The 24,743-nt window shown below is 52.9% G+C and carries 17 protein-coding genes and 1 riboswitch; of the genes, 5 read left to right on the top strand and 12 right to left on the bottom strand.

Annotation, left to right across the window (positions count from 1 at the left end; translation table 11 throughout):
* Nucleotides 1-106: 106 nt before the first annotated feature.
* Complete coding sequence (locus tag NEV57_RS11090; protein WP_257658398.1) at nt 107-2,176, bottom strand: transglycosylase domain-containing protein; 2,070 nt, start codon at nt 2,174-2,176, stop codon at nt 107-109.
* 117 nt (nt 2,177-2,293) lie between these two features.
* Between NEV57_RS11090 and NEV57_RS11085 the strand changes: the two genes are divergently transcribed.
* On the top strand, nt 2,294-3,355 hold the full coding sequence (locus NEV57_RS11085) for an Mrp/NBP35 family ATP-binding protein (protein ID WP_257658397.1): 1,062 nt from the start codon (nt 2,294-2,296) through the stop codon (nt 3,353-3,355).
* Nucleotides 3,356-3,364: 9 nt separating this feature from the next.
* Here the strand turns inward: NEV57_RS11085 and NEV57_RS11080 are convergent, their stop codons facing one another.
* The 3 genes from NEV57_RS11080 to NEV57_RS11070 all read right to left on the bottom strand — a co-directional run bounded on the left by NEV57_RS11080 (nt 3,365) and on the right by NEV57_RS11070 (nt 10,043).
* Nucleotides 3,365-6,259 (bottom strand): PD-(D/E)XK nuclease family protein, encoded by a 2,895-nt coding sequence (locus NEV57_RS11080; protein ID WP_257658396.1) that lies wholly within the window; start codon nt 6,257-6,259, stop codon nt 3,365-3,367.
* A 13-nt stretch (nt 6,260-6,272) separates the two neighbouring features.
* Nucleotides 6,273-9,704, bottom strand: coding sequence for a UvrD-helicase domain-containing protein (locus NEV57_RS11075; RefSeq protein ID WP_257658395.1), 3,432 nt, complete (start codon nt 9,702-9,704; stop codon nt 6,273-6,275).
* A gap of 177 nt (nt 9,705-9,881) precedes the next feature.
* A complete protein-coding gene (locus NEV57_RS11070; RefSeq protein WP_257658394.1) occupies nt 9,882-10,043 on the bottom strand; it encodes a hypothetical protein in 162 nt (53 codons plus the stop codon).
* A 28-nt stretch (nt 10,044-10,071) separates the two neighbouring features.
* Here NEV57_RS11070 and NEV57_RS11065 point away from each other — a divergent pair, with 28 nt between their 5' ends.
* Nucleotides 10,072-10,383 (top strand): hypothetical protein, encoded by a 312-nt coding sequence (locus NEV57_RS11065; RefSeq protein ID WP_257658393.1) that lies wholly within the window; start codon nt 10,072-10,074, stop codon nt 10,381-10,383.
* A 62-nt stretch (nt 10,384-10,445) separates the two neighbouring features.
* Here the strand turns inward: NEV57_RS11065 and NEV57_RS11060 are convergent, their stop codons facing one another.
* The 3 genes from NEV57_RS11060 to mqnB form a co-directional block, all read right to left on the bottom strand.
* A complete protein-coding gene (locus NEV57_RS11060; RefSeq protein ID WP_372340078.1) occupies nt 10,446-10,829 on the bottom strand; it encodes a DoxX family protein in 384 nt (127 codons plus the stop codon).
* A gap of 160 nt (nt 10,830-10,989) precedes the next feature.
* Nucleotides 10,990-11,976, bottom strand: a complete 987-nt coding sequence (locus NEV57_RS11055) for a pyruvate dehydrogenase complex E1 component subunit beta (protein WP_257658392.1) — start codon at nt 11,974-11,976, stop codon at nt 10,990-10,992.
* A 67-nt stretch (nt 11,977-12,043) separates the two neighbouring features.
* Complete coding sequence (gene mqnB, locus NEV57_RS11050) at nt 12,044-12,688, bottom strand: futalosine hydrolase (protein ID WP_257658391.1); 645 nt, start codon at nt 12,686-12,688, stop codon at nt 12,044-12,046.
* 120 nt (nt 12,689-12,808) lie between these two features.
* Between mqnB and lpxK the strand changes: the two genes are divergently transcribed.
* Together lpxK and NEV57_RS11040 are read left to right on the top strand one after the other, a co-directional pair.
* Entirely contained in the window at nt 12,809-13,873 is a 1,065-nt protein-coding gene (gene lpxK / locus NEV57_RS11045; protein ID WP_257658390.1) for a tetraacyldisaccharide 4'-kinase, read from the top strand.
* A 51-nt stretch (nt 13,874-13,924) separates the two neighbouring features.
* The gene (locus tag NEV57_RS11040) at nt 13,925-14,461 is read left to right on the top strand and encodes a 5' nucleotidase, NT5C type (protein ID WP_257658389.1); all 537 of its coding nucleotides are present in this window, start codon (nt 13,925-13,927) and stop codon (nt 14,459-14,461) included.
* Here the strand turns inward: NEV57_RS11040 and dnaA are convergent.
* From dnaA to pdhA, 5 genes are all read right to left on the bottom strand, one after another.
* Complete coding sequence (dnaA, locus tag NEV57_RS11035; RefSeq protein ID WP_257658388.1) at nt 14,458-15,885, bottom strand: chromosomal replication initiator protein DnaA; 1,428 nt, start codon at nt 15,883-15,885, stop codon at nt 14,458-14,460. The two genes, NEV57_RS11040 and dnaA, sit on opposite strands and share 4 nt — an antisense overlap.
* A 204-nt stretch (nt 15,886-16,089) precedes the next feature.
* A complete protein-coding gene (locus NEV57_RS11030) occupies nt 16,090-16,479 on the bottom strand; it encodes a transmembrane 220 family protein (protein WP_257658387.1) in 390 nt (129 codons plus the stop codon).
* A 230-nt stretch (nt 16,480-16,709) separates the two neighbouring features.
* A riboswitch (TPP riboswitch) is annotated at nt 16,710-16,806 on the top strand.
* A gap of 61 nt (nt 16,807-16,867) precedes the next feature.
* The gene (gene gcvP, locus NEV57_RS11025) at nt 16,868-19,750 is read right to left on the bottom strand and encodes an aminomethyl-transferring glycine dehydrogenase (RefSeq protein ID WP_257658386.1); all 2,883 of its coding nucleotides are present in this window, start codon (nt 19,748-19,750) and stop codon (nt 16,868-16,870) included.
* Between the two features lie 336 nt (nt 19,751-20,086).
* On the bottom strand, nt 20,087-21,751 hold the full coding sequence (locus tag NEV57_RS11020) for a pyruvate dehydrogenase complex dihydrolipoamide acetyltransferase (protein WP_257658385.1): 1,665 nt from the start codon (nt 21,749-21,751) through the stop codon (nt 20,087-20,089).
* 37 nt (nt 21,752-21,788) lie between these two features.
* Nucleotides 21,789-22,784: a pyruvate dehydrogenase (acetyl-transferring) E1 component subunit alpha gene (gene pdhA, locus NEV57_RS11015; RefSeq protein ID WP_257658384.1), complete on the bottom strand. Its 996-nt coding sequence runs from the start codon at nt 22,782-22,784 to the stop codon at nt 21,789-21,791.
* 136 nt (nt 22,785-22,920) lie between these two features.
* Between pdhA and NEV57_RS11010 the strand changes: the two genes are divergently transcribed.
* The gene (locus NEV57_RS11010) at nt 22,921-24,645 is read left to right on the top strand and encodes a S41 family peptidase (RefSeq protein WP_257658383.1); all 1,725 of its coding nucleotides are present in this window, start codon (nt 22,921-22,923) and stop codon (nt 24,643-24,645) included.
* Nucleotides 24,646-24,743 lie beyond the last annotated feature (98 nt).

Raw genomic sequence — 24,743 nt, 5'->3', positions numbered from 1 at the left:
TTGATGGGTGCCTGTCTTTCAGCAGTATCAAGGAAACCACTTTACTATGCTTTTCGCATGAGCCCTTCAACTGTCCCGTTGTGCGGCGGGCAGCTCATGCGGCATTTTACTGGGGCTCCGCTTCCGGGTCGCCCGGTCCGAAGATCCGGTCGAGTAGCCCGCGGATCTCTTCCAACTCACCGTCAAAATTGCGCTGGGGCATCTGCAGCTGTAATGTATCCGCCGATGCCGGTTTGTCCGGCCGCAGCGATTCCCGTACATTCACGGCGTAAAACCCATAACTGCCGGTTGAATCCGCCGGGGCCAATCCGCGCCGTGCCATGATGTTTCCGATGTAGCGGAAATAACTTGAAATATAGGGTTTGAGTCCGCCATAATACGTAAATGCGTATAGGCCCGTCTTTGGGCGGGGCACAATACTGGCCAGGTAAATGCTCTCGCCAAGGGTCAGCTGCGAAGGCTGTTTGCTGAAATAATACCGGGCGGCTTCGCCAATGCCGTATACATTCCGGCCCCATTCAATAATGTTCAGGTATACCTCGTACATCCGGTCTTTGCTGACAGCCCGGGTACTTTCCATGAGCCAAACGATGAGGATCTCCTCCAGCTTCCGTACCATGGTTTTGTTTCGGTTGAGGTATACGTTTTTTACCAGTTGCATCGAAATCGTGCTCCCACCCCGTTTGAATGACCGCGCCTTGTAATTGGTTGCGATCGATGTCCTGATGGCTTCCTCCACGAATCCGTTATGGCTGTAAAACGAGGGGTCCTCCGTTGTAAGGATGGCGTTCTTAAGGTAAGGCGATATTTGGCCGATCGGTGTAAAATCCGGATTTTCAGGACCAACAATAATATCCCGGACGGGTTTTTCATTCTCGTACGGTGTATAGACAAATGTCGTGTTGATTTTTGGAATGTTGGCATTCCCCCACGCGTTCACCTTGAAATTCTCCTGCATCATGCTGGAGTTGAACCGTACGCTGTCGGGGTTGCTGGTATCCAAAAAAGCGTCCAGGTGATACTGGATTTTGCCTGACACGCGGATACCCTCCAATGCGGTGAACAGCCCTTTCGGGAAGGCATCAAACAGATCCTGGGCTTCCATCTCGGGTGTTTCAATACCCAGCGCATACGTCTCATTGGGTGCGGCTGTATACCGGATATAGGGGTGCACGGTCAGCTTTTTAACCGTAACAGCCGTTTTTTTAGCTAGCTCTATGTGGTTGTTGCCCACGATCAGCTCCGCATCCATATGGGCATCGGGGAAAACGATGTCTTCCTCTGCGATGCGCCGGTGGTTGATGGTCAGGTTTTTTACCGCCCATTCCCCCGTGAAATGCAGGAGTTCATTATTCGTCCAGAATACGTCACGGAGGCGTGTCTCCAGGGTGTCAAAACTCAGTTTCAGTCCGAATTTGCGCTCCAGCAACGGGATGGCGATCCGTTTGCCGTTGGCGTGCACCTTAATGGCCAGCTGCCGCCGGTCGGGGTTCAGCGTGCCGGTCACCTGCCAGGCCGCGCTGTTATCATTGAGAAATACCGCCGAGCTGAGGCTGCCGCGGTCTACGTCCGCTTTTGGAATACGGATATACTGGTGTGTACTGTCGTCGCGGTACGAGAATGAAAAATTCCGCAACTCCATGTCCTTCGGAATCTTGTAAAGAACATCATTGAGCATGCGGTTCGCCGCCTGGGCGAGGCTTACCGCGGGGCGAGCTTTCGCTTCCGGCTCCGCCGCGGTGCTATCCGCTTTGCGGAAGATGAAATCATAGTTGCTTATGCTGTCTTTCTTGACCAGCGTAAGGTCGGTATCATAGATGCGCAGCTGACCGAACTTGATGTTTCCCGCCAACAGCGGAAATAACCGCACGCGCACCGACATGTCCCTGACTTTCATCAGCTGCTCCCGTCCCTGCGGCGTCAATGTAACGCCCTGAAACGTGACGGTACTCAGCCCCGAAAAATACGCGGTATCAATGGCCAGGTCGACCTGGTACCGCTCGGCCATGGTCGACTGTATCCGGGCCAGGGCAGCAGTCAGCAGGTTTTCCCGTTTATGGTAGATTACGGCAAATGCGATGACACCCGCAACCAGCAATACGCCCGCAACGATACCCGCAATGATGAGCTGTTTTTTGGTGATTTTAGTTAAGAACCTGCTAAACCAATTGTTCATATCCTGACGGGTGTATCCATTGCATAAAATACGGCATAATTATTATTAAAAACAAAGCCATGACAAGTTTGTGTGGATGTTTGCGTAGTTTTGTGTGCATAAACCCGGGTTGGAATAATGATCACGAAAGAACAAGTACTGCACGCACTGAGCCACGTAGAGGAACCGGACCTGAAAAAGGACCTGGTTACGCTGAACATGATACGCAATGTCGAAATTACGCCGACAACCATTCGTTTCGACGTGGTGCTCACCACCCCCGCCTGCCCCTTAAAGGGCCATATCGAACACGCCTGCCGGAACGCCATCGCCCTGTTTGTGGACAAGACGATTGCCGTCGAAATCAATATGACATCCAACGTGGTTGGTCTGGGGAGTAACCAGCTGCCCAACATTAAAAACATTATCCTCGTCGCCTCCGGCAAGGGCGGGGTTGGCAAATCCACCGTTGCCGCCAACCTGGCGCTGGCACTGAGTGCTACCGGCGCAAAAACAGGACTGGTTGACGCCGATATCTATGGCCCTTCGCTCCCCATTATGTTCGGACTGGAAGGGGCAAGGCCCAGGGCCTCGAAGACACCCGACGGGAAAACAAAAATTGAGCCGATTGAAAAATACGGAATAAAACTGCTGTCCATCGGCTTCTTTACCGACCCGAACCAGGCCATTCCCTGGCGTGGCCCGATGGTAAGCACCGCTGTTAAGCAGTTGTTCAATGACGCGGACTGGGGTGAACTGGATTACCTGGTGGTTGACCTGCCCCCCGGAACGGGCGACGTACACATTACCGTAGCCCAGGGATTTCCCATCGCCGGTGCCGTGGTGGTAACCACGCCCCAGCAGGTGGCACTTGCCGATGCGGTCAAAGGCATCGGCATGTTCCTGATGGATGCCATTAACATTCCCCTGCTTGGCGTAGTCGAAAACATGGCCTATTTTACACCGGCGGAGCTCCCCGACCATCGGTATTACATCTTCGGAAAAGATGGCGGGAAACAACTGGCCGAACGGTACAGCGCACCGTTCCTTGGCGAAATACCGCTGGTAAAAAGCATCAGCGACGCCGGCGACAGCGGCCTGCCTGTGGTGATGGATGAAGATAATCCCGTGGCTCATGCTTTCGTTGACATCGCGGGGAAAGTGGCCCAGCAGCTGGCCATCCGGCAGGCCACCGCTTAGGCAAACCGCTTACTCGTCTTCCAATGCTGCCGCACGGCCGATGAATTCACTGTAGGGATCGCCATCGAATAGCGGCGCCTGTGGATTGTTGGCGAACGGTATTTCAGGGTTAAACAGTTCTTCAAGGGTTTCCCGGAGGAAACCGGAAAACCCATCCTTTAAACTTTCCAGGAATTCATCCTGCATGGTAATGCGGCCGCGGCCGCTCCGATAAAAGAGCGAACCTTCCCGGCGTAGCCTGCGGGCAACATACAAATGGGGTTCAATGCCCGTCCTCCCGGTTACCTGTTCGTAGATATAGGTATAAAACAGGGTTTGCAGCAGGGCCTTATTGCTCTTTTCGGATGCGGGGGCGAAGAGGGCTTCTTCACTATGGAATTTCACCTCATCCCGACCGGTTTTATAGTCCACAATGCGGATTTTTCCAGCTACCTCATCCACTCGGTCGATAATGCCGTAAAGGCGTACGGTATATGCGCTCCCGTTTACAGTAATGGGAATATCCAAGGTATAATCCTGGCCATTCTCCAGTTCAATGATCCGGAACGGCGCAACCTCGTTGGCGTCGTGCAGCAGGAAGAGCGTGGTATACTCCGCCGCGATCTTAAGCAGGATACGCTGCATGCTGTTCGGCGCGGTTATTTTACCGGGGCTTCCGTAGGTAGCTTCCGAGAGTGCCGCCAGGCATATTGCGGGCACCTCAGCCAGTTTTCCGCGGATACTTTCCGCGTCTATCCGGTCCCCCCGGTCACGCAGGTCCTCGTAAATGTGCTGCATGGCTCCATGCACCACCGTGCCCAGCCTGTTCATTTCAAACTCTTCGGCCATTTTCGGGGGCTCCTTGATGTCGGCCACATATTTTAGGAAAAACAGCAATGGCGACTGGACATAGGTAGTAAATGCGGTGGCCGACAGCCTTAAGCGTCCGGGGTCCGAGGCGTCGAGATACTTGAGCAGTTTATTCCATACCGCTCCGGTTTTGGCGATACGGAGCATGGGGGATGCAGGTATTGCCTTTACCGGCTGCTGGTGAATGACCGGGCGGAAAGAGAAGCGGCTTTCAAAGGCCAGCTGCCGTACAAAACGGCTTACCTCGCCGCTGCTGCGGTCGTCTACAACCTGGTTGTAGACAAAGGTGATGCGCCGTGGCGTGTGCAGCAGGCGGTAAAACAGGTAGGCCGATAGCGCATCCTGGTTTTCGAGCACGGGCAGTCCGTGTGCACGGCGGATGGAATCGGGGATAAAGGTGTTACCCAGGGTGATTTTCGGCAACGTGCCTTCGTTGGCACCGATGATGTATACTTCATCAAAGTCGAGGCACCGGCTTTCCAGCAACCCCATAATCTGTATCCCGTTCAGGGGTTCACCCTCAATCGGGGCCGATACGCTTTGGAGCGCTTTGCGGATGAGCAGGCAAAGAAAGGAAACCGACAGTTCCGTATAGTCGGCCAGCCCTTCCTGTAGCAGGTTGAGCGCCTTTTTGGTTGCCAGCATGAGCGACGCTTCCAGGTGCCGCAGCGTGCGGTTGTCCTGGCGCTGTTGCAGCAACCCCTCCAGCAACCGGTGCAGCGCCTGCAGCACTGCGGTACCCCCTTCCTGCGGGACAAAGAACTCCGCAAAGGCGCCGGTCGTCAGCTGCAACGCCGCAACAGGCACGTCCAGCCATTCATTTTCGTGGATGGCCTGCTGAAGCTGCTGCCGCTCGGCGGATGCGACACCGGTCAGCGGGTGCGCCAATACGGCGGCCACATCCAGGTGGTGCACGTACCGCCCGTGGTTGCCATCGAGATATTGTTGGATGGTGAGCCACAGGTCAATCAGTCCGAAGAGCGGCGACTGCATCAGCGGATAGCCCATGGTGATGTTGAAAGGGGTTCCGTCGGGCAGGCTTTGCAATACCGGAATAAGCAACCCTTCATCGGCAAGGATGATGGCTGTCCGGGAAGGCGATGCGCTGGCCGCAGGGTCATTTTGCAGTTGCGTAGAAAGCCATTTGGCCTGGGCGACGCTGCCCGAAGCCGCCACCATGTCGATCGGCTCATTCCGCGAACCCAGTTCGGCGGGAAAATCGCCCAGCGCATTGTGCAAGCCATACTGGACGATGTTGCGTCGGAGGAACATACCAGCTTCCTGCAGCGGGTCGTCCGCGTAATACGCGTCTGCGTCAAAATAAAAGAGGGCCTTTTCCTGTTTCTGCCATTGGGTAAAGAGTGTAGCCTCACAATTGTTGAGCGCATTGAACCCAACGAATGCAGCCTGCCGGTAATCCCGGATGAAATCCCCGGCAGGTGCGGTGCCTTCGGCCAGGGCGCGGTAGATGCCGGCGGTAGTGATCAGCTGCCGGTTGGCCAGTTCCGCCTTAAACCGGAGATATAGTTGGGGCAACCGCCCCCAAAGCTGGAGAAACTGCTGCTGCACGGCGGTTTGTTTGCCGGCTGAAAACGAATCCCAGAATTGCTGCATAAACCGCTGCTGTTCGGTAGATAAATGCGGGAATCGCTGCTGGAGCAGTGCGATATCCCGCAATTCGGCATATACTTCGGCAGGGGGCACCAGCTCGTAGTCGAGCTGGGCAAAATCACTGAGTATGGTCTCCGCCAGCGGGTAAAATTCATCAGGTGTTTCCTCAGGCCGGCCCTCTTCCCGCAGCAGTTGGTTGTGCAGGCGGTGGAGGACAAAAAACTGGGTAAGCGGACTGGCTTGTGATGCCGTCGTACTTTGGGCGAAGAACTCCTGCACGGTAAAAAACTGCGGGCTCCAAAGGGGCTTGCCATGAAGGCCAGCCAGGTATTTCCGGAGAAACACCGCCGGCCGCTTGTTGGGCAGCACCACAGCAATGTCTTTCAGGTCATCGCCGAAGCGATGCAGTAAATCTTCTGCAACTTGTTTAAGAAATGGCGTCATCGTGTTCCTTCCATTAAACTTCGACTAGTTTTTCAAGCGCGCCATAGTAAATAAATCCCTTTACCCCGGGCATGCCCATTTCGAGCAGCATCGCCTGATAGGCCTTCACCTGCCGTACGTGTGATTCGTCCTGGTGATGGGTAAACTTGAAATCCAGTACGATGGTTTCGTTGGCACCGGCAAGCACCTTGTCCGGCCGCAGGGTGGTGCCATCGGGCAGGATCATACTGCGTTCATTCAAATGCCGGTACGGACCGTTCAGCAGCACCCCCAGCTGCGGATGATTCCAGGTCCGCCTGGCCAGTGCCAGTATCGCGTCCCGTTCATCGGTTTTCAGCAATCCTTGCGCCTGCAGGCGGTCCAGGTGCAGGTCCAGCTCCTCCGCAGCTGTTGCAAGCTCCATCAGCTCATGCAACAGGCGACCCTGACGTTTGGCATCGTCGAGCTTAATCACATCCAGTTCACCCATCATTTCCGGCCGGGCCAACTCTTCCTGTATGCGGTCCGAAACGGGGTAGTGGTCGAACCACCAGCCAGCCGGTCCGCGGTCCGGTTGCGTTTCCGCAGCTTCCGCTACTGTTGCCGGACTGCCGGTACGGATACCCGCATTGTATACCGCGCCCAGCTCGTTTGCGTAGTCCGGGAGAACCTCGAGCAGCAGGTCGCCGGCCACCAGCGTGCTGATTTCGTCGGTCCCCTTTTTCCCGGGAGCCGTGATGTACAGGTGTTTCCGTGCGCGCGTAGTAGCCACATATAATGTGTTAAGCGCATCCATATAATTGAATAGCATTTCCTCGTAATAGGCCTGGTATAATGTCGATTTGCCTAAATCTGCTTTATATTTCACCGGTGTTTTACCCAGCAGGGCATAGGGGGTCTGGCGCACGTCCACCCAGAAGTCGCCGTTAGCCTTGCCGTCTACCGGCCAGCCACAGAACGGAATCATGACCACGTCAAATGCGAGGCCTTTGGATTTGTGGATGGTGAGCACTTCCACAGCATTCACCTTGGCACTTGCCGGCAGTGCGCGATCGGCCCCTTCCTCGTTCCAGTAGGTGAGAAATGCCGGAATACCCCGTTCCCCGCTTGCGGTGAATGCCGCAACCAGGTCGCGGAATGCCAGTAGGTACGGCAGGTTTGCGGGCTGCGTATGCAGTCCATAGGCCGTAATCAGTCTTTCGATCAGTTCGGCCAGCGGAAGCTGCGCCCAGCTGTCCCAATCGGTACAAAGCGATGGAGGAAGCAACCCTTCCAATTGTGTGGGGGTGCTATATTTGATTCGCAGCCAGTCGTCATCGGCCAGTGCCTGCTTTGGCTGGAGCTGCTGGAAAAGGTAAATGCAATTGGCGCGGTATAACGCGCTGTCGGCCGTCTTCCCCACCAGTGCCTGCAGGGTATTGATGAGCAGGCGTATGGCCGGACTGTTGGCCAGTGCCAGTGCATCGCCCGACACCACATCGAAAAAGACTGCTTTTTCCCGCTGCTGGCCAAGCACATACTGGATGATTTCACGGGCTTCGTTATTCGTGCGTACCAGAATGCCGATCTGCTCCGGCCGGTAGCGGCCGGAGGCTATCCATTGGAAGAGCGTATCCGACAGGCGGGCCAGGGCTTCCTCTTTTACCGCACTGGGCCGGTGATTGTTGCTGGCGACGTCAATAAAAGAAACCTCCACGGCACCTCCCTTTTTGTGCTCCGCATGCTCCGGCATCCGCTGCGTGCTGTCCCGGTATGCCCGGATGATCGTGTCGTGATTGCCGGAGGAAACCCACCAGCGCTGGTATTCCGATTCACCTAGCTGGCTTGCAATTTTATCATTGAGCCGGCCCTGGAGCCAGCGTGGTGCATGCTGGTATAGTACGTTGTTAAAGGCTACGATCTGCTCCTGGCTACGGTAGTTTACCTCCAGTGTTTCCTGCTGGATGAGCGATGCCGTGTCCGTCCGGTTAAACGCCCGGGCAAGCTGCTGCTCGGCCCGGTCGAGCAAAATGCGCCAGTCGCCATTGCGCCAGCGGTAAATACTCTGTTTAACATCGCCCACCATCAAGTGTTCACTGCGTTTTCCTGTCGCGTTGGCCATTGCGTTGACAAGCAGCGGCCGCAGGTTATCCCACTGTTTTCGGGACGTGTCCTGGAATTCATCAAAGAGGAAGTGCCGGAAGCGGTTCCCCGTTTTCTCCCATATGAAGGTCGGGTCACCTGACTCGTTGATGCCGATGCGATTGAGCAATACCTGCGCGTCGCTGATCAGCTGTGCACGATTCGCTTTACGCCACTGGGCAAGGAGTGCGCTCATTTCCTTCAGCAGGCGGAGGTAATATAAGTTTTCATCAATGGCGCTGGCCAGGTAAAAGTCCCCGCTGTGTTCGGTATAATACTGGTACAGCTGTTCGAGTACCGGATTCAGCTGCTGATACAGCGAGGCTACCGGTCCTGTTGGTCCACCTTTCTGCCAAGCCTCCGGCGTATCAATGTACTTTTCCAGTTTTTTGACGGTATTATAAGGGTCCTGTGCCGAAAGTGACGGCAGCTTTCCGAGTTGGTTCTGCGATTTGCCTGCCAGGTCTGCGGCGGTTACTCCTGAAGCCGCAAATAGCCGGGCTGCGGTTTTGAGTAATGCTTCAAACTCCTGTTCAAATTGGGCTGTGGCAGTTTTGCAATAGTTATTGAGGCTGTCAAAGAGCGTTTCCTCCGGGATATGGGCGATTGCCTGATCAAAATCCTGGAAATCCTCTTTGAAAATTTCTGAGGCAAGATTATTGAGTGTCCAGCGGTAGTTCCAGCTTTCGTCCTTGTCTATCTGTGTTTTTGCGTAATCGGTAATCCACTGCAGCAAGTCAGGGCGTTCGTCCAGCAGCCGGTTGAGGCGGAGCACCAGGTCGGCCTTTACTTTCCGGGTATTCATTTCCAGTTTATACCCCGAATCAATACCCAGTTCGAATGTGAACCCCCGGATGATCTTTTGGGTAAAGCCATCGATTGTGCTGACCGAGAACCGGCTGTAATCATGCAGGATTTTACGGTACACCTCGGCAGCCTGCAACTTCAGCGCGGCCACATCCCATTGGGGGTATGCCTGTAGTAGGAGTTCCCGGTAGCCTGTTGCCCGATCTGCCTGTATCCCGTCTCCGGTAGCGAGATGCTCCAGTACCTCCAGGATACGGCCTTTCATTTCCGCAGTTGCCTTGTTGGTAAAGGTAATGGCGAGGATCTCCCGGTATTTATGTGTTCCCGCAAACACCAGCTTCAGGTAATGGGAGGTAAGACTGAATGTCTTCCCTGATCCGGCGGAGGCTTTGAGTATTTTCAGCGGTGGGGCGGTTGGCATAGCTATCTTTTCAGGGATGAAGATAACGAAATTATGGGAAACGAAGCAGGCACGGTGGCGATGTTTGGGAAGGACGATGAACGGGCCTTTTCCGGCCAATTCGGAAAATTTCTTCAAGATGAGTCCAGGGTGAGTCCATAGTGAGTCCACCATGAGTCCGGGGTGAGTCCAGTATTTTTCGGGTTTTTACCGGACTCATACTGGAGTTACACCGGATGCACTGGGGCAGTATGGCGAAGCGGGGGCATCCAGGGGTGGTTAAAGGCACCTGTAAACCAATGCACCACTGCGCGGTTATTGCTCTTTTTTGTCGTTTCCCGGCTGGGAATACGAAGGCGGATCGATTGCCGGAAAAGACTGTTCAATTTCTTTGTCGAGCCGTTCCTCGCGTTTTTTGATTTTTTCCGCTTTCTTTTTCTGGTCGTCGGCAGGCCCTGTTTTTTTATCCTTGTTCATCACCCTTCAATTACGTTATATCACGATTATGCGTGAACTGACAGGACAACAATTGCCGAACGGGTATGTTTTATTTAAAAAGAACCGAAACCAGCTATTTGATCTATCTTTGGCCGGATTGATAATGAAAGATACTTTGCTGGCGGTGCTGTCCACCTTTTCTTTTTTGCTGCCCGGGAGCAAAGGGCTTTGCGGACTTCGTTCCGAATATTTTTTTCGCCTTCCCCGGAGGCATGCCGTTATTTCCGCGGCCATTCGAATAGGTCGCGCAGGAGGAAAAAGCCGTTATACCGGCGATCAAAAGAATAAATGCCAATTTTTTCATAGCAGGGTCAATTAAATTACCAACGTGGCTAATACAATAACTGGACCAAGCTGTGAAACACGTCGTGGAGCTGTATATTACTCCTGTTGGGCAGATTTTCGTCGACCGCGCATTTGATGGTCAAGTGAGTACGGTCCTGAACCCGAAATAAAAAAGACAATGAGCAACACCAGTATGAGCAGTGATGCCCAGAGTTCCGAATTTAGAAAAGTAAACCCCTGTGGGAGATTGACAAGAAAAACAGCGCCGAGTAAAATGGGCAGCTGAAATCCGACCGCTACACGGGTCAGCAGGCCGATGGCGATCAGGATCCCGCCAACCAGGTGCGCGAATGCGATATAATGCACGGCCGCCCAGGTATAAAGTTCGGGAATGTTCGTGCTGGCCAGCAGGATTCGCAGGGACTCGGTATTGCCCAAAAAGGTTACCCCCCTTAAAAAAATTGCAATGCCCAGGACGATGCGCAGTGCGTCTAGTCACCGGGGATGGTGGGTATCGCCCCAGTGTTCAATTTTTTGGATAAGATTCATAACGGCCTCCTTTCCGGTTTTTTATGGATAGGAGTATAACAAAAAACCCCGCTTTTTGTTTGAAAGCGGGGTTTGTTACGGTGTAAGCACCTTATTTTTTGATGTACATGACTTCTTTAACGGCCTTCACTACACGCGCTACGCTGGGCAGGGCTTCCTGCAGCAGGGTAGGTGCATAGGGGAGCGGTACGTCGGCAGACGTAATCCGGATCACGGGTGCATCCAGGTAGTCAAAGGCATTACGTTGTATCTTATAAGCGATTTCAGAGGAAATGGACGCCAACGGCCATGCTTCTTCAACAACAACCAACCGGTTGGTTTTCTTCACGGAATTGACAATAGCTGCATAATCAATCGGACGTACGGTACGCAGATCAATCAGATCCACATCAATACCCTCCTTGGTTAATTCCTCCACAGCCGGCTGTACCACGCGGGGCAGCATTTTGCCGAAGGTAACGATGGTTACGTCATTTCCTTCCTTCACGGTATGGGCTTTTCCGAGCTCCAGGTAATATTCTTCTTCGGGAACATTACCCTTGTCGCCGTACATCACTTCGGATTCCATGAAAATAACGGGATCCGGATCGATAATGGATTGTTTGAGTAACCCTTTTGCCTCATAGGGGTTAGAGGGAACGACCACTTTCAGGCCGGGGGTATTGGCATACCAGTTCTCGAAATTCTGCGAGTGCTGGGCTGCCAGCTGGCCGGCATTCCCCGTTGGTCCGCGGAATACAATGGGAAGGGGAAACTGTCCCCCGCTCATGGAATACATTTTGGCGGCTGAGTTGATCACCTGGTCAATGGCGACCAGGGAAAAATTGAATGTCATGAACTCAATGATTGGCTTGAGGCCATTCATGGCGGCTCCGATGCCGATGCCCGCAAAGCCGAGTTCGGCAATGGGTGTGTCGATAACGCGCTTGGGGCCGAACTCGTCCAGCATTCCCTGGCTTACCTTATACGCACCGTTGTACTCGGCCACTTCCTCACCCATCAAGAATATCTTTTCGTCTTTGCGCATTTCTTCGCTCAATGCCTCGCGAAGCGCTTCCCTGAATTGTATTTCTCTCATTCGTAGTATAGGATCAAATTTTCGTACGCAAAGCTACTACAAATAGTTGATATTTGGAATGCTTTGCTTAGAAAAGCGGCGGGGTGGCTGTGCCGCCTGAACGGGCAAATGTAATCAGCCAGCGGTTCAGGTTTTCAATTGCCAGCGGGATGCGCCAGCTGTTTTTGTTCCGGCGTTCCACATAGTTCGAAACGGCGCGGACCTGAACGGCCGGGAGCCCGGCGTGATGGGCGGCATAGAACACGGCGGCCCCTTCCATGCTTTCCGTATCGGGATGGATCCGGCTGACTACTGCCTCGATGGCCTGCTCGTCGCCGTGCACCCGGTTTACGGTAATTCCTTTGCATTGGTGCAGCCGGTTGATTTCCGGGTGGTTGATCCGGTGTTCACTGTAATAGGTGTGTGTCGCCAATCCCAGCGTTTCACTGTCCACGAACTGAGCACCGTCCTCGGCACCCAGCTCGGCGAAAGTATCCCGGTGCACGTGGACAACCTCCCCTAATGGAATGTCGCGGTTGAAGCTGCCGCAGATGCCGACATTAAGCAGCAGATCGTAGTGATTGACCGTCAGTTGTTTGCCTAAGGCGAAAGCAGTAGCGACCATGCCGACCCCTGTAATCAGCACATCCATGCCCTGCCGCTGGCCGGCCGGCAGCTGCATAAAAGGGGCAATTTCGGCAGCAGTGGCTGCGATGATCAGCGTGTTTTCCATAGCGTTGCAGGCGAATGTACGTAAAAATAGCCGATTGGTGCTCCGGTCTTAACGGAACCGTGTTTAATGCGGCATTGTGGGGGCGGACGGTAGTGGGAAAAATTGCTACTTTTGCACATCATGGGTTACCTACGGTTGCTTTTACTCCCTTTTTCAGCTATATACGGCGCGGCAGTATGGCTGCGTAACTGCTTTTATAACTGGGGCTGGCTGAAACAGACGGCGTTCGATATACCCGTTATTGTGGTCGGTAACCTTGCCGTGGGGGGAACCGGCAAAAGCCCGATGATCGAATACCTGATCCGTTTGCTGGCGCCGGAATATCCAGTGGCGACGCTCAGCCGGGGTTATGGCCGGAGTACCCGTGGGTTCCGGGAGGTGCAGTTGACCGACACGGCCGCGGAAAGCGGGGACGAACCCCTGCAATTCAAGCGCAAATTTCCGGAAATCACGGTGGCGGTATGTGAAGACCGGGTGGCTGGCGTGCGGCGATTGCAGGCGCTGGGGCATCGGGTTATCCTACTGGATGACGCCTTTCAGCACCGGGCATTAAAACCGGGATTAGCGATACTTTTGTTTGATTACAACCATATGCGCACACCGAAATGGCTGTTGCCGGCCGGCAATTACCGCGATTGGTTTTCTGCACGCCGGCGTGCGGATGTCCTGATTGTCACCAAGACCCCGGATACTGCCACGGCGGAGGATAAGGCGACTATACGGAAGCAGCTTACGGTAACTCCCGAAGACATCCCCCTGTGGTTTGCGGGTATCGATTACGGCAAGCTGCTTCGCGCGTCACCTGTCGGGGACGGGACGGTCCTGCTGGACGCGGATACAGCTGTATTATTAGTGACAGGTATTGCAAATCCGGAGCCGCTGCACCGCTACCTTGCCGCGCGGGTTGGTGAGGTGGTTCACCTGCGTTATGCCGACCATCACCCGTATAGTTCCTCCGACATGCAGCGGGTTAAAAACCGGTATGCCGCGATCCCAAACAGCAGGAAGATCATCGTAACGACGGAAAAAGACAGCCAACGGCTTTTTGCTCCCCCGCATGCTGCCGTGTTTGATGGCTTGCCGGTATATGTACTACCCATCCGTTTTACGCTGGAGCGGCAGGAAGCGCACGCATTCCAGCAGCGGGTACTGCAATATTGTGCGGATACCCTGCGCCAGCCGTAACGACCACCCGTTCGTTTTCTGTACTCGTAAATAAAAATTACTTTTGTATGTATGAGTAACGAAAAACCCCGCCTTGCCATTGATATGGACGAGGTACTTGCCGACACCCTCCACAAATTTCTGACACTGTATCACCGCGACTTCGGTATAAGTCCGGACCTGCTTCAGGAACCGGGTAAAGAATTGCATGAAAACCTTCCGGAGCATGTCAATAGGCAGTGGGAGGTTTACATCCACGAAAAAGGTTTTTTCCGGGACATCCCACCGATGCCGGATGCGGTGGAAACGGTCAGGTTACTGCAGTCGAGCTACCAGGTATATGTGGTTTCGGCCGCCATGGAATTCCGGAATTCGCTGGAAGATAAATACGATTGGCTGCAGGAGTATTTCCCGTTCATCCCATGGACCCATATCCTGTTTACGGGGGAAAAGATCATCTCGGCGGACATCCTGATTGACGACCGGATTAAGAACCTGGTCAATTTCAACGGTCGCAAGCTGCTGTTTACTTCGCCCCATAACATGCTCATTACGGGGTATGAACGGGTGGATAGCTGGAAAGCAGTGGCCGGGTTGCTGCTGCCTTAGCTTGTTTTCAGCTTTTTCTGGATATCCTGTACGTAAGCCTTAAACTTCTTGTCTGTTTCAATCAGATCTTCCACGGTCTGGCAAGCATAAATCACGGTGGAGTGATCACGCCCGCCGAAAAAGGCACCAATGGATTTCAGGGAAGTCTTTGTGTGATTTTTTGCCAGGTACATGGAAATTTGCCGTGCCTGTACAATTTCCCGTTTCCTGACTTTCGATTTGACCATTTCAACCGGTACCTCAAAATAATCACATACCAGCTTCTGGATGTAATCCATGGAAATTTCCCGGTGGGTATTCTGAATGAAATTCTTCAGCATCGACTTGGCCAGGTTCAGGTCGATTTCTTTTTTGTTCAACGTCGCCTGGGCGAGCAGTGAAACCATGGCACCTTCCAGTTCGCGGACACTGTTGTCAATCTGGTTGGCCACGTATTCGATAACATTTTCCGGCAGCTCAATGCCATCGGTATACATCTTCTTCTTCAGGATGGCCATGCGCGTTTCCAGGTCAGGTGCCTGCATATCTGCGGACAGTCCCCATTTGAAGCGACTGAGTAGCCGTTCTTCCAGTCCGGCCAGGTCTTTCGGCGGTTTGTCCGATGTCAGGATGATCTGCTTGCTCGACTGGTGCAGGTGGTTGAAAATATGGAAGAAGATATCCTGTGTGCGCTCCTTTCCGGCAAAGTTATGCACATCATCCATGATGATGACGTCCATTGCCTGGTAGAAGTTGACAAAGTCGTTGATGGTGTTGTTTTTTAGCGAATCGACAAATTGCTGGCAGAATTTCTCGCACGAAACATAAATCACCAGCTTGTCGGGGAGGTTGCGTTTTATTTCGTTGCCTATTGCCTGGGCGAGGTGGGTTTTTCCGAGGCCCACGCCGCCGTAGATCATCAGCGGGTTGAACGAGGTGCCACCGGGTTTACTGGCGACGGCGAAACCGGCCGACCGGGCCAGGCGGTTGCATTCACCTTCAATGAAGTTATCGAACGTATAGTGCTGGTTGAGCTGTGGATCAACCTGGAGTTTTTTGAGCCCGGGAATAACAAACGGGTTCTTGATGTCTTTATTGAGCGCTACAGGGACGGGGATAGACTGTTTCTTGGCTTCCGCGCCATTGCCGCTGGAAGGGATATTGGTGGTATAAGGATTGCTGGTTGACGACTTTTCCACGACAATATTATACTCCAGGCGCCCGTTTTCGCCGAGGTGTTTTTTTATTGTCTTTCGCAGTAAGCCTACATAATGTTCTTCCAGCCATTCATAAAAAAACAAACTGGGTACCTGAATAGTCAAAACGTTGCCTTCCAATCTTACGGCCTGAACGGGCTCAAACCAGGTCTTATAACTTTGCGCCGGAATATTGTCTTTGATGATTTGCAGACAACTACTCCATACGCTTGTGCTCGTTTTTTCCATTCGCTAATTCTTAATAAATTGATTTACAGTAAATGCCCGACGGAATGTTGATAACTTCTCCGTGAAACGAAGATGGCAAAAAAATACCAGCTAAAAAATTAAAAGTTAAAAAATCACTTAATCATTTAAATTACAGTTATTTAAGCTTATTTTTTTATCAAAAACACATTCTCGTATTGCAGGCAAAAAAATTCTCAACATGGTCTATTCGGTGGTTGGATTTTTTCGCTGTTTTGCCGACGCCAGCCAATTGATACCCAGTACCACAGCCAAAATCAGCAGCCCGCCAAGCTCACGCGTTTCCTCGATCCAGGGTTTATCCGCTTTCATCTGCTGGACCAGTTCCCGGGTATGATGGTGCTGGTACCAGTCCGTTACGCCGCCACGGAAAAAAAGAAAGTAGGCTGAGTAAGCCAGGCAGAATACGATGCCGATCAGGTAAGCGGTCGGTAAATACCGTTTTCCCACCGCAAGGTAACACAGGATCGCACCGTAAAGATAAATGGGAATCCAAAGGTATGGATCCACGTCATTGTATTGCAATGCGGCACTGATCAGGAACAGGAAACAGAAGATAATATTAAAGACTTTCATTGGCAGTTTATTTACTCCATCAACAACTTACCGATTACGGCTCATCCTGCTTATGACCTGCTTTGGCGGCCAGGGCAGGTCCTACGTGGTTGCTTGTAGCTAATTGGTTGTTGAAAGGGAACTCATCCATGATCGGGCGAGCAGACTTCTGATCAAATATACAAGAAGCATTACTAAAAAGAAAACAAATTTTAAACCTTTTTCGGCCGGTATTGTTTTTATAGCAAACAGCATGTGCAAGGGAGTGCTTGAGCTCATCAGGCTGAGAACACATCCCCGAACCTGATCTGGATAATGCCAGCGCAGGAACAAGCACATCTTGTACAGATTAAGGTCTGTACTGCCCTATTCTGACTATGGTTGGAATAGGGTTTTTATTTTACCAGGCTCAGGCTTCCAGTTCCGTTTCATAGGTGCTGACAGGCGGGCACGAACAGATCAGCATCCGGTCGCCCTGCAGGTCGTTGACCCGTCCGACGAATGGCCAGAATTTGAACTCACGGACAAAGGGCAGTGGAAATGCCGCCTGCGACCTGGAATAAGGCTTATCCCAGGTGTCGGCGCTGACCGTGGTTACGGTGTGGGGTGCTTGTTTCAATACATTGTTGCTGCCATCTGCCTCACCGCGCTCAACCGCAGCGATCTCCTGCCTGATGGCAATGAGGGCATCACAGAATCGGTCGAGTTCTGCCTGCGATTCCGATTCGGTGGGTTCTATCATGAGCGTGCCCGCTACGGGGAATGATACCGTGGGTGCGTGGAAACCGTAGTCCATCAGCCGTTTGGCAATGTCGCCAACCTCAATGCCGGCTGCCTTGAATGCCCGGCAATCCAATATCATCTCATGCGCACAATGTCCGTTGGCGCCGGCATATAATACGGGATAATGACCTTCCAATCGTCGTTTCAAATAATTGGCATGCAGAATGGCATACTTTGTCGCGTTGGTAAGTCCCGCCGCGCCCATCATTGCAATGTAGGCATGGGAGATCAGCAGGATGGAAGCCGAACCCCATGGGGCCGCGGACACGGCGCTGATACCGCTGGTCCCGCTTACGGAAACCACGGCGTGGTTGGGCAGGAACGGGACCAGGTGGGGAGCTACCCCGATAGGTCCCATGCCTGGACCGCCTCCGCCATGCGGAATACAGAACGTTTTATGCAGGTTCAGGTGGCAGACGTCTGCGCCGATTAGTCCGGGACTGGTAAGTCCTACCTGTGCGTTCATGTTCGCGCCATCCATATAAACCTGCCCGCCGTGCTGATGCACGATGTCGCAGATTTCGATAATCGGCTCCTCAAAAACACCATGGGTCGAAGGATAGGTGACCATCAAAGCCGACAGGTTCGGCGCATGGACTTCCGCCTTCGCCCGGAGGTCGGCCACGTCGATATTCCCCCGGTCATCGCATTGAACGACGACCACGTTCATCCCTGCCATGCTGGCCGATGCGGGATTGGTGCCGTGTGCCGATGCGGGTATAAGCACCACGTTCCGGTGATGATGACCCCGGTGCTCATGATAAGCGCGGATAACCATCAGTCCGGCGTATTCTCCCTGGGCGCCTGAATTTGGCTGAAAGCTTACCTTGGCAAACCCGGTGATCTCGCTCAGCCAGCTGTCCAGCTCATTGATGATCCGCAGGTAGCCGCCGGTCTGGTCGGCCGGCGCGAATGGATGCAGGTCGCTGAATTTCGGCCAGGTCAGCGGCACCATTTCTGTTGTTGCGTTGAGCTTCATCGTACAGGAACCCAGCGGAATCATGGAATGGCAAAGCGACAGATCCTTCGCTTCCAGCGATTTGATATAACGGAGCATTTCATGCTCGGAATGGTAGCGGTTAAATACCGGATGGGTAAGATAGGCCGATGTCCGACGCAGGGATTCGGGAATAAGGGACGTGCCGGATGCCTCAAGCGCCGCCAGTTGCACGTCACCTCCCGCTTTACCTTTCATTTTCGCAAAAACGCGGATTAACAGGACGATGTCGTCATATGTAGTGGTTTCATCGATCGAGATGCCGGCGACCGTGCCCTGATAGTGCAGGTTGGCTTCCTGGTTCAATGCCTCGGCATGCAACGGACCGGCAAGCTCACCGAGCTCCACCTGTAACGTGTCGAAGTAGGTTTGATTGTACTGCGTATAACCCAGCTGCTGCAGGGCTCCGTCCAGTAAAACGGCCAGGCCGTGGATGCGTTCAGCTATGCTGCGGATCCCATCCGGGCCGTGGTATGCCGCGTAAAATCCGGCCATGATGGCCAGCAACGCCTGTGCCGTGCAGATATTGGAAGAGGCTTTGTCTCTGCGGATATGCTGTTCGCGGGTCTGCAGCGCCATGCGCAGTGCATAATCACCGGCGGCATCCACGGTAACGCCGATAAGGCGTCCGGGTATATTCCGCTTGTAGGCATCCTTTGTGGCAAAGTAGGCGGCATGAGGCCCACCGAATCCCATCGGAATACCAAAACGCTGTGTGCTGCCCACAACCACATCCGCACCCCATTCCCCCGGCGGGGTAAGCAGCGCGAGGCTGAGTAGATCAGCAATCACGCACAGCGACATTCCGTCATCATGCAGCCGCGCAGCAGCAGCCCGGTAGTCGCTCACCGTGCCGTCAGCCGCAGGATACTGGACCAATGCCCCGAACGTAGTTTCGCTGACCGGGAAATCAATGGTTTCGTGCCGTACAAGCTCGATGCCGTATGACCGGGCACGCGTTTGCAGCACATCCAGTGTCTGTGGAAAAACAGAGCCGGCAACCACGTACTGATTAGCTGATTTGTTTTTCCGGATCCCGTATTGCATAAACATGGCTTCGGCAGCAGCTGTAGCTTCATCCAGCAGGGAGGCATTGGCAATTTCCATCCCCGTCAGGTCGATCACCATCGTCTGGAAATTGAGCAGCGCCTGCAGGCGTCCCTGGGCAATCTCGGCCTGATAGGGTGTGTATTGCGTATACCAGCCCGGATTTTCCAGGATGTTGCGCTGAATTACGCCGGGCAGTACGGTTCCGTAGTAACCCTGGCCGATATAGGACTTGAATACCCGGTTCTGGTCGGCAATGCCTGCAATTTTCTTTAGGTATGCCGCTTCGCTCATGGCTGGGGGCAGTGTTAAGGGCCGGGTCATCCGGATGGATGCCGGAACAGTTTCATCAATCAGTTGGTCGATGCCGGGTAGGCCGATGGCTGCAAGCATCGATTCCGTTTCATCCGCGCTGGAGCCTATGTGCCGCGTCTCAAATTTTTCCTGGTAATGTATCTTACTCATGGGGTATAAAGATAGTCCCCGTCCCTTTCTTCCGTCGCAGATCCGGAGGGGGATTACCCACGGATTTTGCCGGCAAGCAAACGAGTTGTTTTGCGGGGCAAAGATAAAAATTTTGCAGCTTGGAATGAAGCGTCCGATGCTTTTGGGAAAACGGTAATCAGACTGGATTTCAGTTCTTTTATTGTTAAAGGAATGTGCGGTTTGCTGAAAAAATAAAATCGGCCGCCTGTTTATTTAATCCGGACAGCAAGGTCTGTCATTACATTCCATGCAGATTACAACTAAAAAGGCCGCTTGAGAAGCGGCCTTTTTAGTTGTAATGTATGAATAACAAGACTAAGCCAGTATCCTTACGGGTTCCTCTAACAGTGCTTTCAGTGTTTGCAGGAACGCCGCACCCGTAGCACCATCGACGACACGGTGATCACAGCTCAATGTAAGCTTCATGATGTTTCCGGGCACAACAGCACCGTCTTTAACCACCGGTACCTGCTGGATGCCGCCAACAGCCAGGATGCAGGCGTCAGGCGGATTAATGATGGCCGTAAACTGATCGATACCAAACATACCTAAGTTGGATACGGTAAAAGTAGACCCTTCCCAGTCCGCAGGCTGCAGTTTCTTGGTTTTTGCACGCTGGGCGTAGTCCTTAACCTCTGCTGAGATGTGCGACAGGCTCTTGCCATCGGCGAACCGTACAACAGGGACTAACAGGCCATCTTCCACCGCTACGGCAACCCCGATATTCACGTGTTCATTGTACCGGATTTTGTCGCCCAGCCATGAAGCGTTGACCGCAGGGTGTTGCTTTAATGCTGCTGCGGCCGCTTTGATCACGAGGTCATTATAGGAAACTTTAAGCTGCGCTACCTCGTTGATTCTGGTCCGGGCAGCGATGGCGCCATCCATATCGACCTGGATCGTAAGGTAGAAATGCGGGGAAGTGAATAAGCTTTCGGATAACCGGCGGGCGATGGTTTTCCGCATCTGGGTTACCGGTTTTTCAGTATAACGCTCTTCGCCCACGTATTGGGGGATGCTTACAGTTGCTGCTGCAGGAGCCGGAGCGGCTTCGGTGGCAGCGGCTGCTGCTTGTTTGGCTGCCGGCGTGTAAGTTTCCACATCTTTTTTCACAATGCGGCCACCGTCAGCAGAACCTTTTACGTCGTTGAGGTTAATGCCCTTTTCCTTGGCAATCTTACGGGCCAACGGAGAGGCTTTCACCCGGGAGTCGTCGGCTTGTGCCGTTGCTGCCACACCGGAAGCCGGAGCTGCCGCTTCGGGCGCCTTTGTTTCCTGTGCTGCCGGTTTCTCCGCTTTTTCAGTTTTTCCCTTCGGCTGACGCAACAATGGTGTCACGTCTGTGCCTTCCTTACCCACGATGGCGATGATGTCATTTACTTTGGCGGCCTGCCCTTTTTCCACACCGATGTATAATAAAGTACCATCGGCATAGGCTGTTACCTCCATCGTTGCCTTGTCGGTTTCCACGTCGGCAATTGCATCATCACTTTTTATCGTGTCACCAACCTTGAAATGCCAGTCGGCAATGACACCTTCCGTCATCGTATCGCTGAGCAGGGGCATGGTAATCACAGTTGCACCCAGTGATTCGGCTGTTACCGCCTCACCAGCTGGTTCCTCATCCGGCTGATCGGTGGATTTGTCTGAAGCCGGGGCGCTTTCCTTTTCCTGTTTTTCGGATGTTCCGTTCTCCGGAGCACCCGCATTTTCTTCTTTCAGCAGTGCTTCGTAGTCCTCACCTGCTTCACCCAATACCGCGATAACCGCATCCACCGGTACAGCTTCCCCTTCTTTGGGGCCGATATACAGTAGCGTACCTTCCTGATAGGATTCGAAATCCATGGTCGCTTTGTCGGTTTCAACTTCGGCAATTAAATCGCCTGAACTGACTTTATCGCCTACTTTTTTGTGCCATTTCGCAATCACCCCTTCCGTCATGGTGTCGCTCATTTTTGGCATTTTTACTACTTCAGCCATGTGCTATTGTGGTTATTCTGTTATAAACGTTAATCGCTCAATCGGTTATAAATGGGTAATCGGCTTGTACATATACGTCCTTGTACAGTTCTTCCGGTTCCGGATACGGTGACTCTTCCGCAAACTTCACAGAATCATCGATCACTTTTTTCACCTCGGCCTCCACTTCATCAAACCAGGCCTCATCGGCATATTTTTTATCTGCAATGGCTGCCTTGGTCGTGATCAGTGGATCGCGGCCTTTATATTCTTCCAGTTCTTCCTTTGTGCGGTATTTTGCCGGGTCGGACATGGAGTGGCCTTTATAGCGGTAGGTCCGCATTTCCAGAAACGTAGGGCCATCGCCATTACGGGCGCGTTGTACTGCTTCATCCATCGCATTGTGAACCGCTACTACATCCATGCCATCCACCGGTGCGCTGGGCATATCGAAACCAAGCCCCATTTTGTAGATGTCTTCCATGTTGGTGGTCCGGGCGACCGATGTTCCCATGGCATAACCATTGTTTTCACAGACAAAAATGACCGGTAATTTCCAAAGCATGGCCATATTCAGTGTTTCATTGAAGGCACCCTGCCGTACGGCTCCGTCGCCCATGTAACACACACATACGTTTTTAGTGCCGCTGTATTTTTCCGCGAAAGCGATACCGGCGCCAAGTGGAATTTGGCCGCCCACGATACCGTGTCCGCCCATGAACTTGTGCTCTTTGCTGAAAAAGTGCATGGAGCCACCTTTGCCTTTTGAACATCCGGTAGCTTTGCCGAACAACTCGGCCATGGCAGCATTGGCCGATACACCTTTGGCAATGGCGTGTGCGTGGTCGCGGTAAGCAGTAATCAAGGAATCTTCAGGGCCTAATACCGACATAGCACCGGCTACAACGGCTTCCTGACCGATATATAAGTGACAGAATCCCCTGATTTTTTGCTGCCCGTATAATTGCCCGGCCTTTTCTTCAAATTTGCGCATGAGCAGTATGGATTTATACCACTCCAAATACGTTTCTTTGGTTATCGGTGTCGAACTCATTTCCAAGTTTTAGAATGTCTTTTTTTTCGTAGGCAAACTTAGATAAAATTGTTGTGATATGCAATCGCCGTGCCTTCCTGGTTTTGCTTATCCCATAAAATTATTATCTTTAATTGTTCTTTTCATACCATTCCGAATGAGATACCGTAAAAACATGCGAAAAGCACACCGGATTGCACTGCTGGCAGCCGCTATATTTTTGTGCGCTGCTTTTGCGGCCGTCCGGGATGAACTCTTCCTGATCAGTAAAAACCTTGATATTTTTTCGGCTGTATACCGGCAGGTGAGCATGAACTATGTCGACGAAACAAATAGCGGTAAATTAGTTAAAACAGCGGTTGACGCCATGCTTGACGACCTGGACCCATACACTGAGTATGTACAGGATACGGATGTGGAAGATTACAAACTCAAATATGTGGACACGCGTTATGGCGGGATCGGAGCCGCTATTTTTGCACAGGATAACCGTATTTTTATTTCGGAAATATACGCCGGACAGCCGGCCGACCATGCAGGCCTGCAAGCAGGGGATGAGCTGGTGGCGGTGAACGGGAGCCCATTGGCGCGCCTTACGCCTGACGAAGCCAGCCGTCTTCTCCGCGGCGCCGATGGCAGTGCCATTAATCTTGAAGTGAGGCATGTGCTGCTTGACCGGCTGGATACCGTGACATTAACCCGCGCGATGATCCGGCAACCCAACGTAAGTCACATTTCCTTATTGGAAGGTGGGGTGGGCTATATCAAGCTGGACAAGTTTTTAGAACAGTCGGCCTCAGAAATAGAAAACGCGGTTAACAACCTGCAGCGGCAAGGATCGCTTAACGGCCTGATTATCGACCTGCGTGATAACGGCGGCGGGATTCTACAGGAGGCGGTAAAGATTGTCAACCTGTTTGTGCCGCCGGGAGAGCTTGTGGTTAGCCAGCGGGGCAGGAATTCGGTAAAGAACCGGAGTTACCGCACGATGGCCACACCCATTGCCCCGGATATCCCGTTGGCTGTGTTGATCAACGGCCACTCGGCTTCGGCAGCCGAGATCGTGGCCGGGGCACTGCAGGACCTGGATCGGGCGGTGATCATCGGGGAGCGGAGCTTCGGTAAGGGGTTGGTACAGCAGACGTTCAATATTCCTTATAATAATCTGGTGAAGGTTACAGTCGCCAAGTATTATACGCCGGCCGGCCGGTGTATTCAGGCGCTGGATTTTCATAAGGGCCGGAATGGGAAATATGCCCACGTGCCCGATTCGTCCATTCATGCGTTCCAAACCAAGGGAGGAAGGATCGTCTACGACGGCAGTGGGATCTATCCGGACATTACCGTGGAAAAGCGCGCCAATAGCGCCATTGTCAGTACCCTGCTGGCGCAGCGTTTGATCTTTGATTATGCAACACTTTTTAAATCAGCTCATCCCCATATAGCCGCTGCCGATAAGTTCATGGTCAGCGACACACAATATGCGGATTTTATCCGGTTCCTGGCGGACCGCAATTACCATTACCTTTCAGACGCGGAAAAACAGCTTCGTGAGCTGCGGGTACAGGCTGGGGCCGCGGGAAAGCCGGAAGCCGTACTCCAACGGTTCGATGCGCTTGCCCAGGCACTGCGGGGCGACAGCGCCCCGGTTATTGATCGTTACCGCAATGAGATCAAGGAAGCGCTTGGGGCTGAAATGGTATCGCGTTATTATTATCAGGAAGGGAAAAAAGCGTTTTCCATGCAGCATGACGACCAGTTAAAGCGGGCCGTAGGCCTACTGGACCTGGGGAAAGCAGCATATTACAGTATTTTATCGGGGGAGGGCGATTACAAAACAATTGGTAAGCCGGAAACCGTACTGGCGGTGACCCCGCAGTGAGTTATCCGGCGGCAGTTGTCACCCGACGGGGTTACCCCGCACCGACTTCATAGTACTGGAATCCGATTTGGTCAAGTTTATTTGCTGCGAGGATTTTC

Source organism: Parapedobacter lycopersici (assembly GCF_024643285.1).
Lineage (GTDB): Bacteria > Bacteroidota > Bacteroidia > Sphingobacteriales > Sphingobacteriaceae > Parapedobacter > Parapedobacter lycopersici.
The sequence above is the reverse complement of the archived record's forward strand: the minus strand, read 5'-3'. Positions and strand labels throughout refer to the sequence as shown.

What these genes read in the sequence shown, in the direction of transcription:
- NEV57_RS11090 (WP_257658398.1), bottom strand. Translation starts at nt 2,176, where the DNA reads ATGAACAATTGGTTTAGCAGGTTCTTAACTAAAATCACCAAAAAACAG.
- NEV57_RS11010 (WP_257658383.1), top strand. Translation starts at nt 22,921, where the DNA reads ATGAGATACCGTAAAAACATGCGAAAAGCACACCGGATTGCACTGCTG.
- NEV57_RS11055 (WP_257658392.1), bottom strand. Translation starts at nt 11,976, where the DNA reads ATGAGAGAAATACAATTCAGGGAAGCGCTTCGCGAGGCATTGAGCGAA.
- mqnB (WP_257658391.1), bottom strand. Translation starts at nt 12,688, where the DNA reads ATGGAAAACACGCTGATCATCGCAGCCACTGCTGCCGAAATTGCCCCT.
- pdhA (WP_257658384.1), bottom strand. Translation starts at nt 22,784, where the DNA reads ATGAGTTCGACACCGATAACCAAAGAAACGTATTTGGAGTGGTATAAA.
- lpxK (WP_257658390.1), top strand. Translation starts at nt 12,809, where the DNA reads ATGGGTTACCTACGGTTGCTTTTACTCCCTTTTTCAGCTATATACGGC.
- NEV57_RS11030 (WP_257658387.1), bottom strand. Translation starts at nt 16,479, where the DNA reads ATGAAAGTCTTTAATATTATCTTCTGTTTCCTGTTCCTGATCAGTGCC.
- NEV57_RS11070 (WP_257658394.1), bottom strand. Translation starts at nt 10,043, where the DNA reads ATGAACAAGGATAAAAAAACAGGGCCTGCCGACGACCAGAAAAAGAAA.
- NEV57_RS11040 (WP_257658389.1), top strand. Translation starts at nt 13,925, where the DNA reads ATGAGTAACGAAAAACCCCGCCTTGCCATTGATATGGACGAGGTACTT.
- NEV57_RS11080 (WP_257658396.1), bottom strand. Translation starts at nt 6,259, where the DNA reads ATGACGCCATTTCTTAAACAAGTTGCAGAAGATTTACTGCATCGCTTC.
- NEV57_RS11020 (WP_257658385.1), bottom strand. Translation starts at nt 21,751, where the DNA reads ATGGCTGAAGTAGTAAAAATGCCAAAAATGAGCGACACCATGACGGAA.
- NEV57_RS11085 (WP_257658397.1), top strand. Translation starts at nt 2,294, where the DNA reads ATGATCACGAAAGAACAAGTACTGCACGCACTGAGCCACGTAGAGGAA.
- dnaA (WP_257658388.1), bottom strand. Translation starts at nt 15,885, where the DNA reads ATGGAAAAAACGAGCACAAGCGTATGGAGTAGTTGTCTGCAAATCATC.
- NEV57_RS11065 (WP_257658393.1), top strand. Translation starts at nt 10,072, where the DNA reads ATGCGTGAACTGACAGGACAACAATTGCCGAACGGGTATGTTTTATTT.
- gcvP (WP_257658386.1), bottom strand. Translation starts at nt 19,750, where the DNA reads ATGAGTAAGATACATTACCAGGAAAAATTTGAGACGCGGCACATAGGC.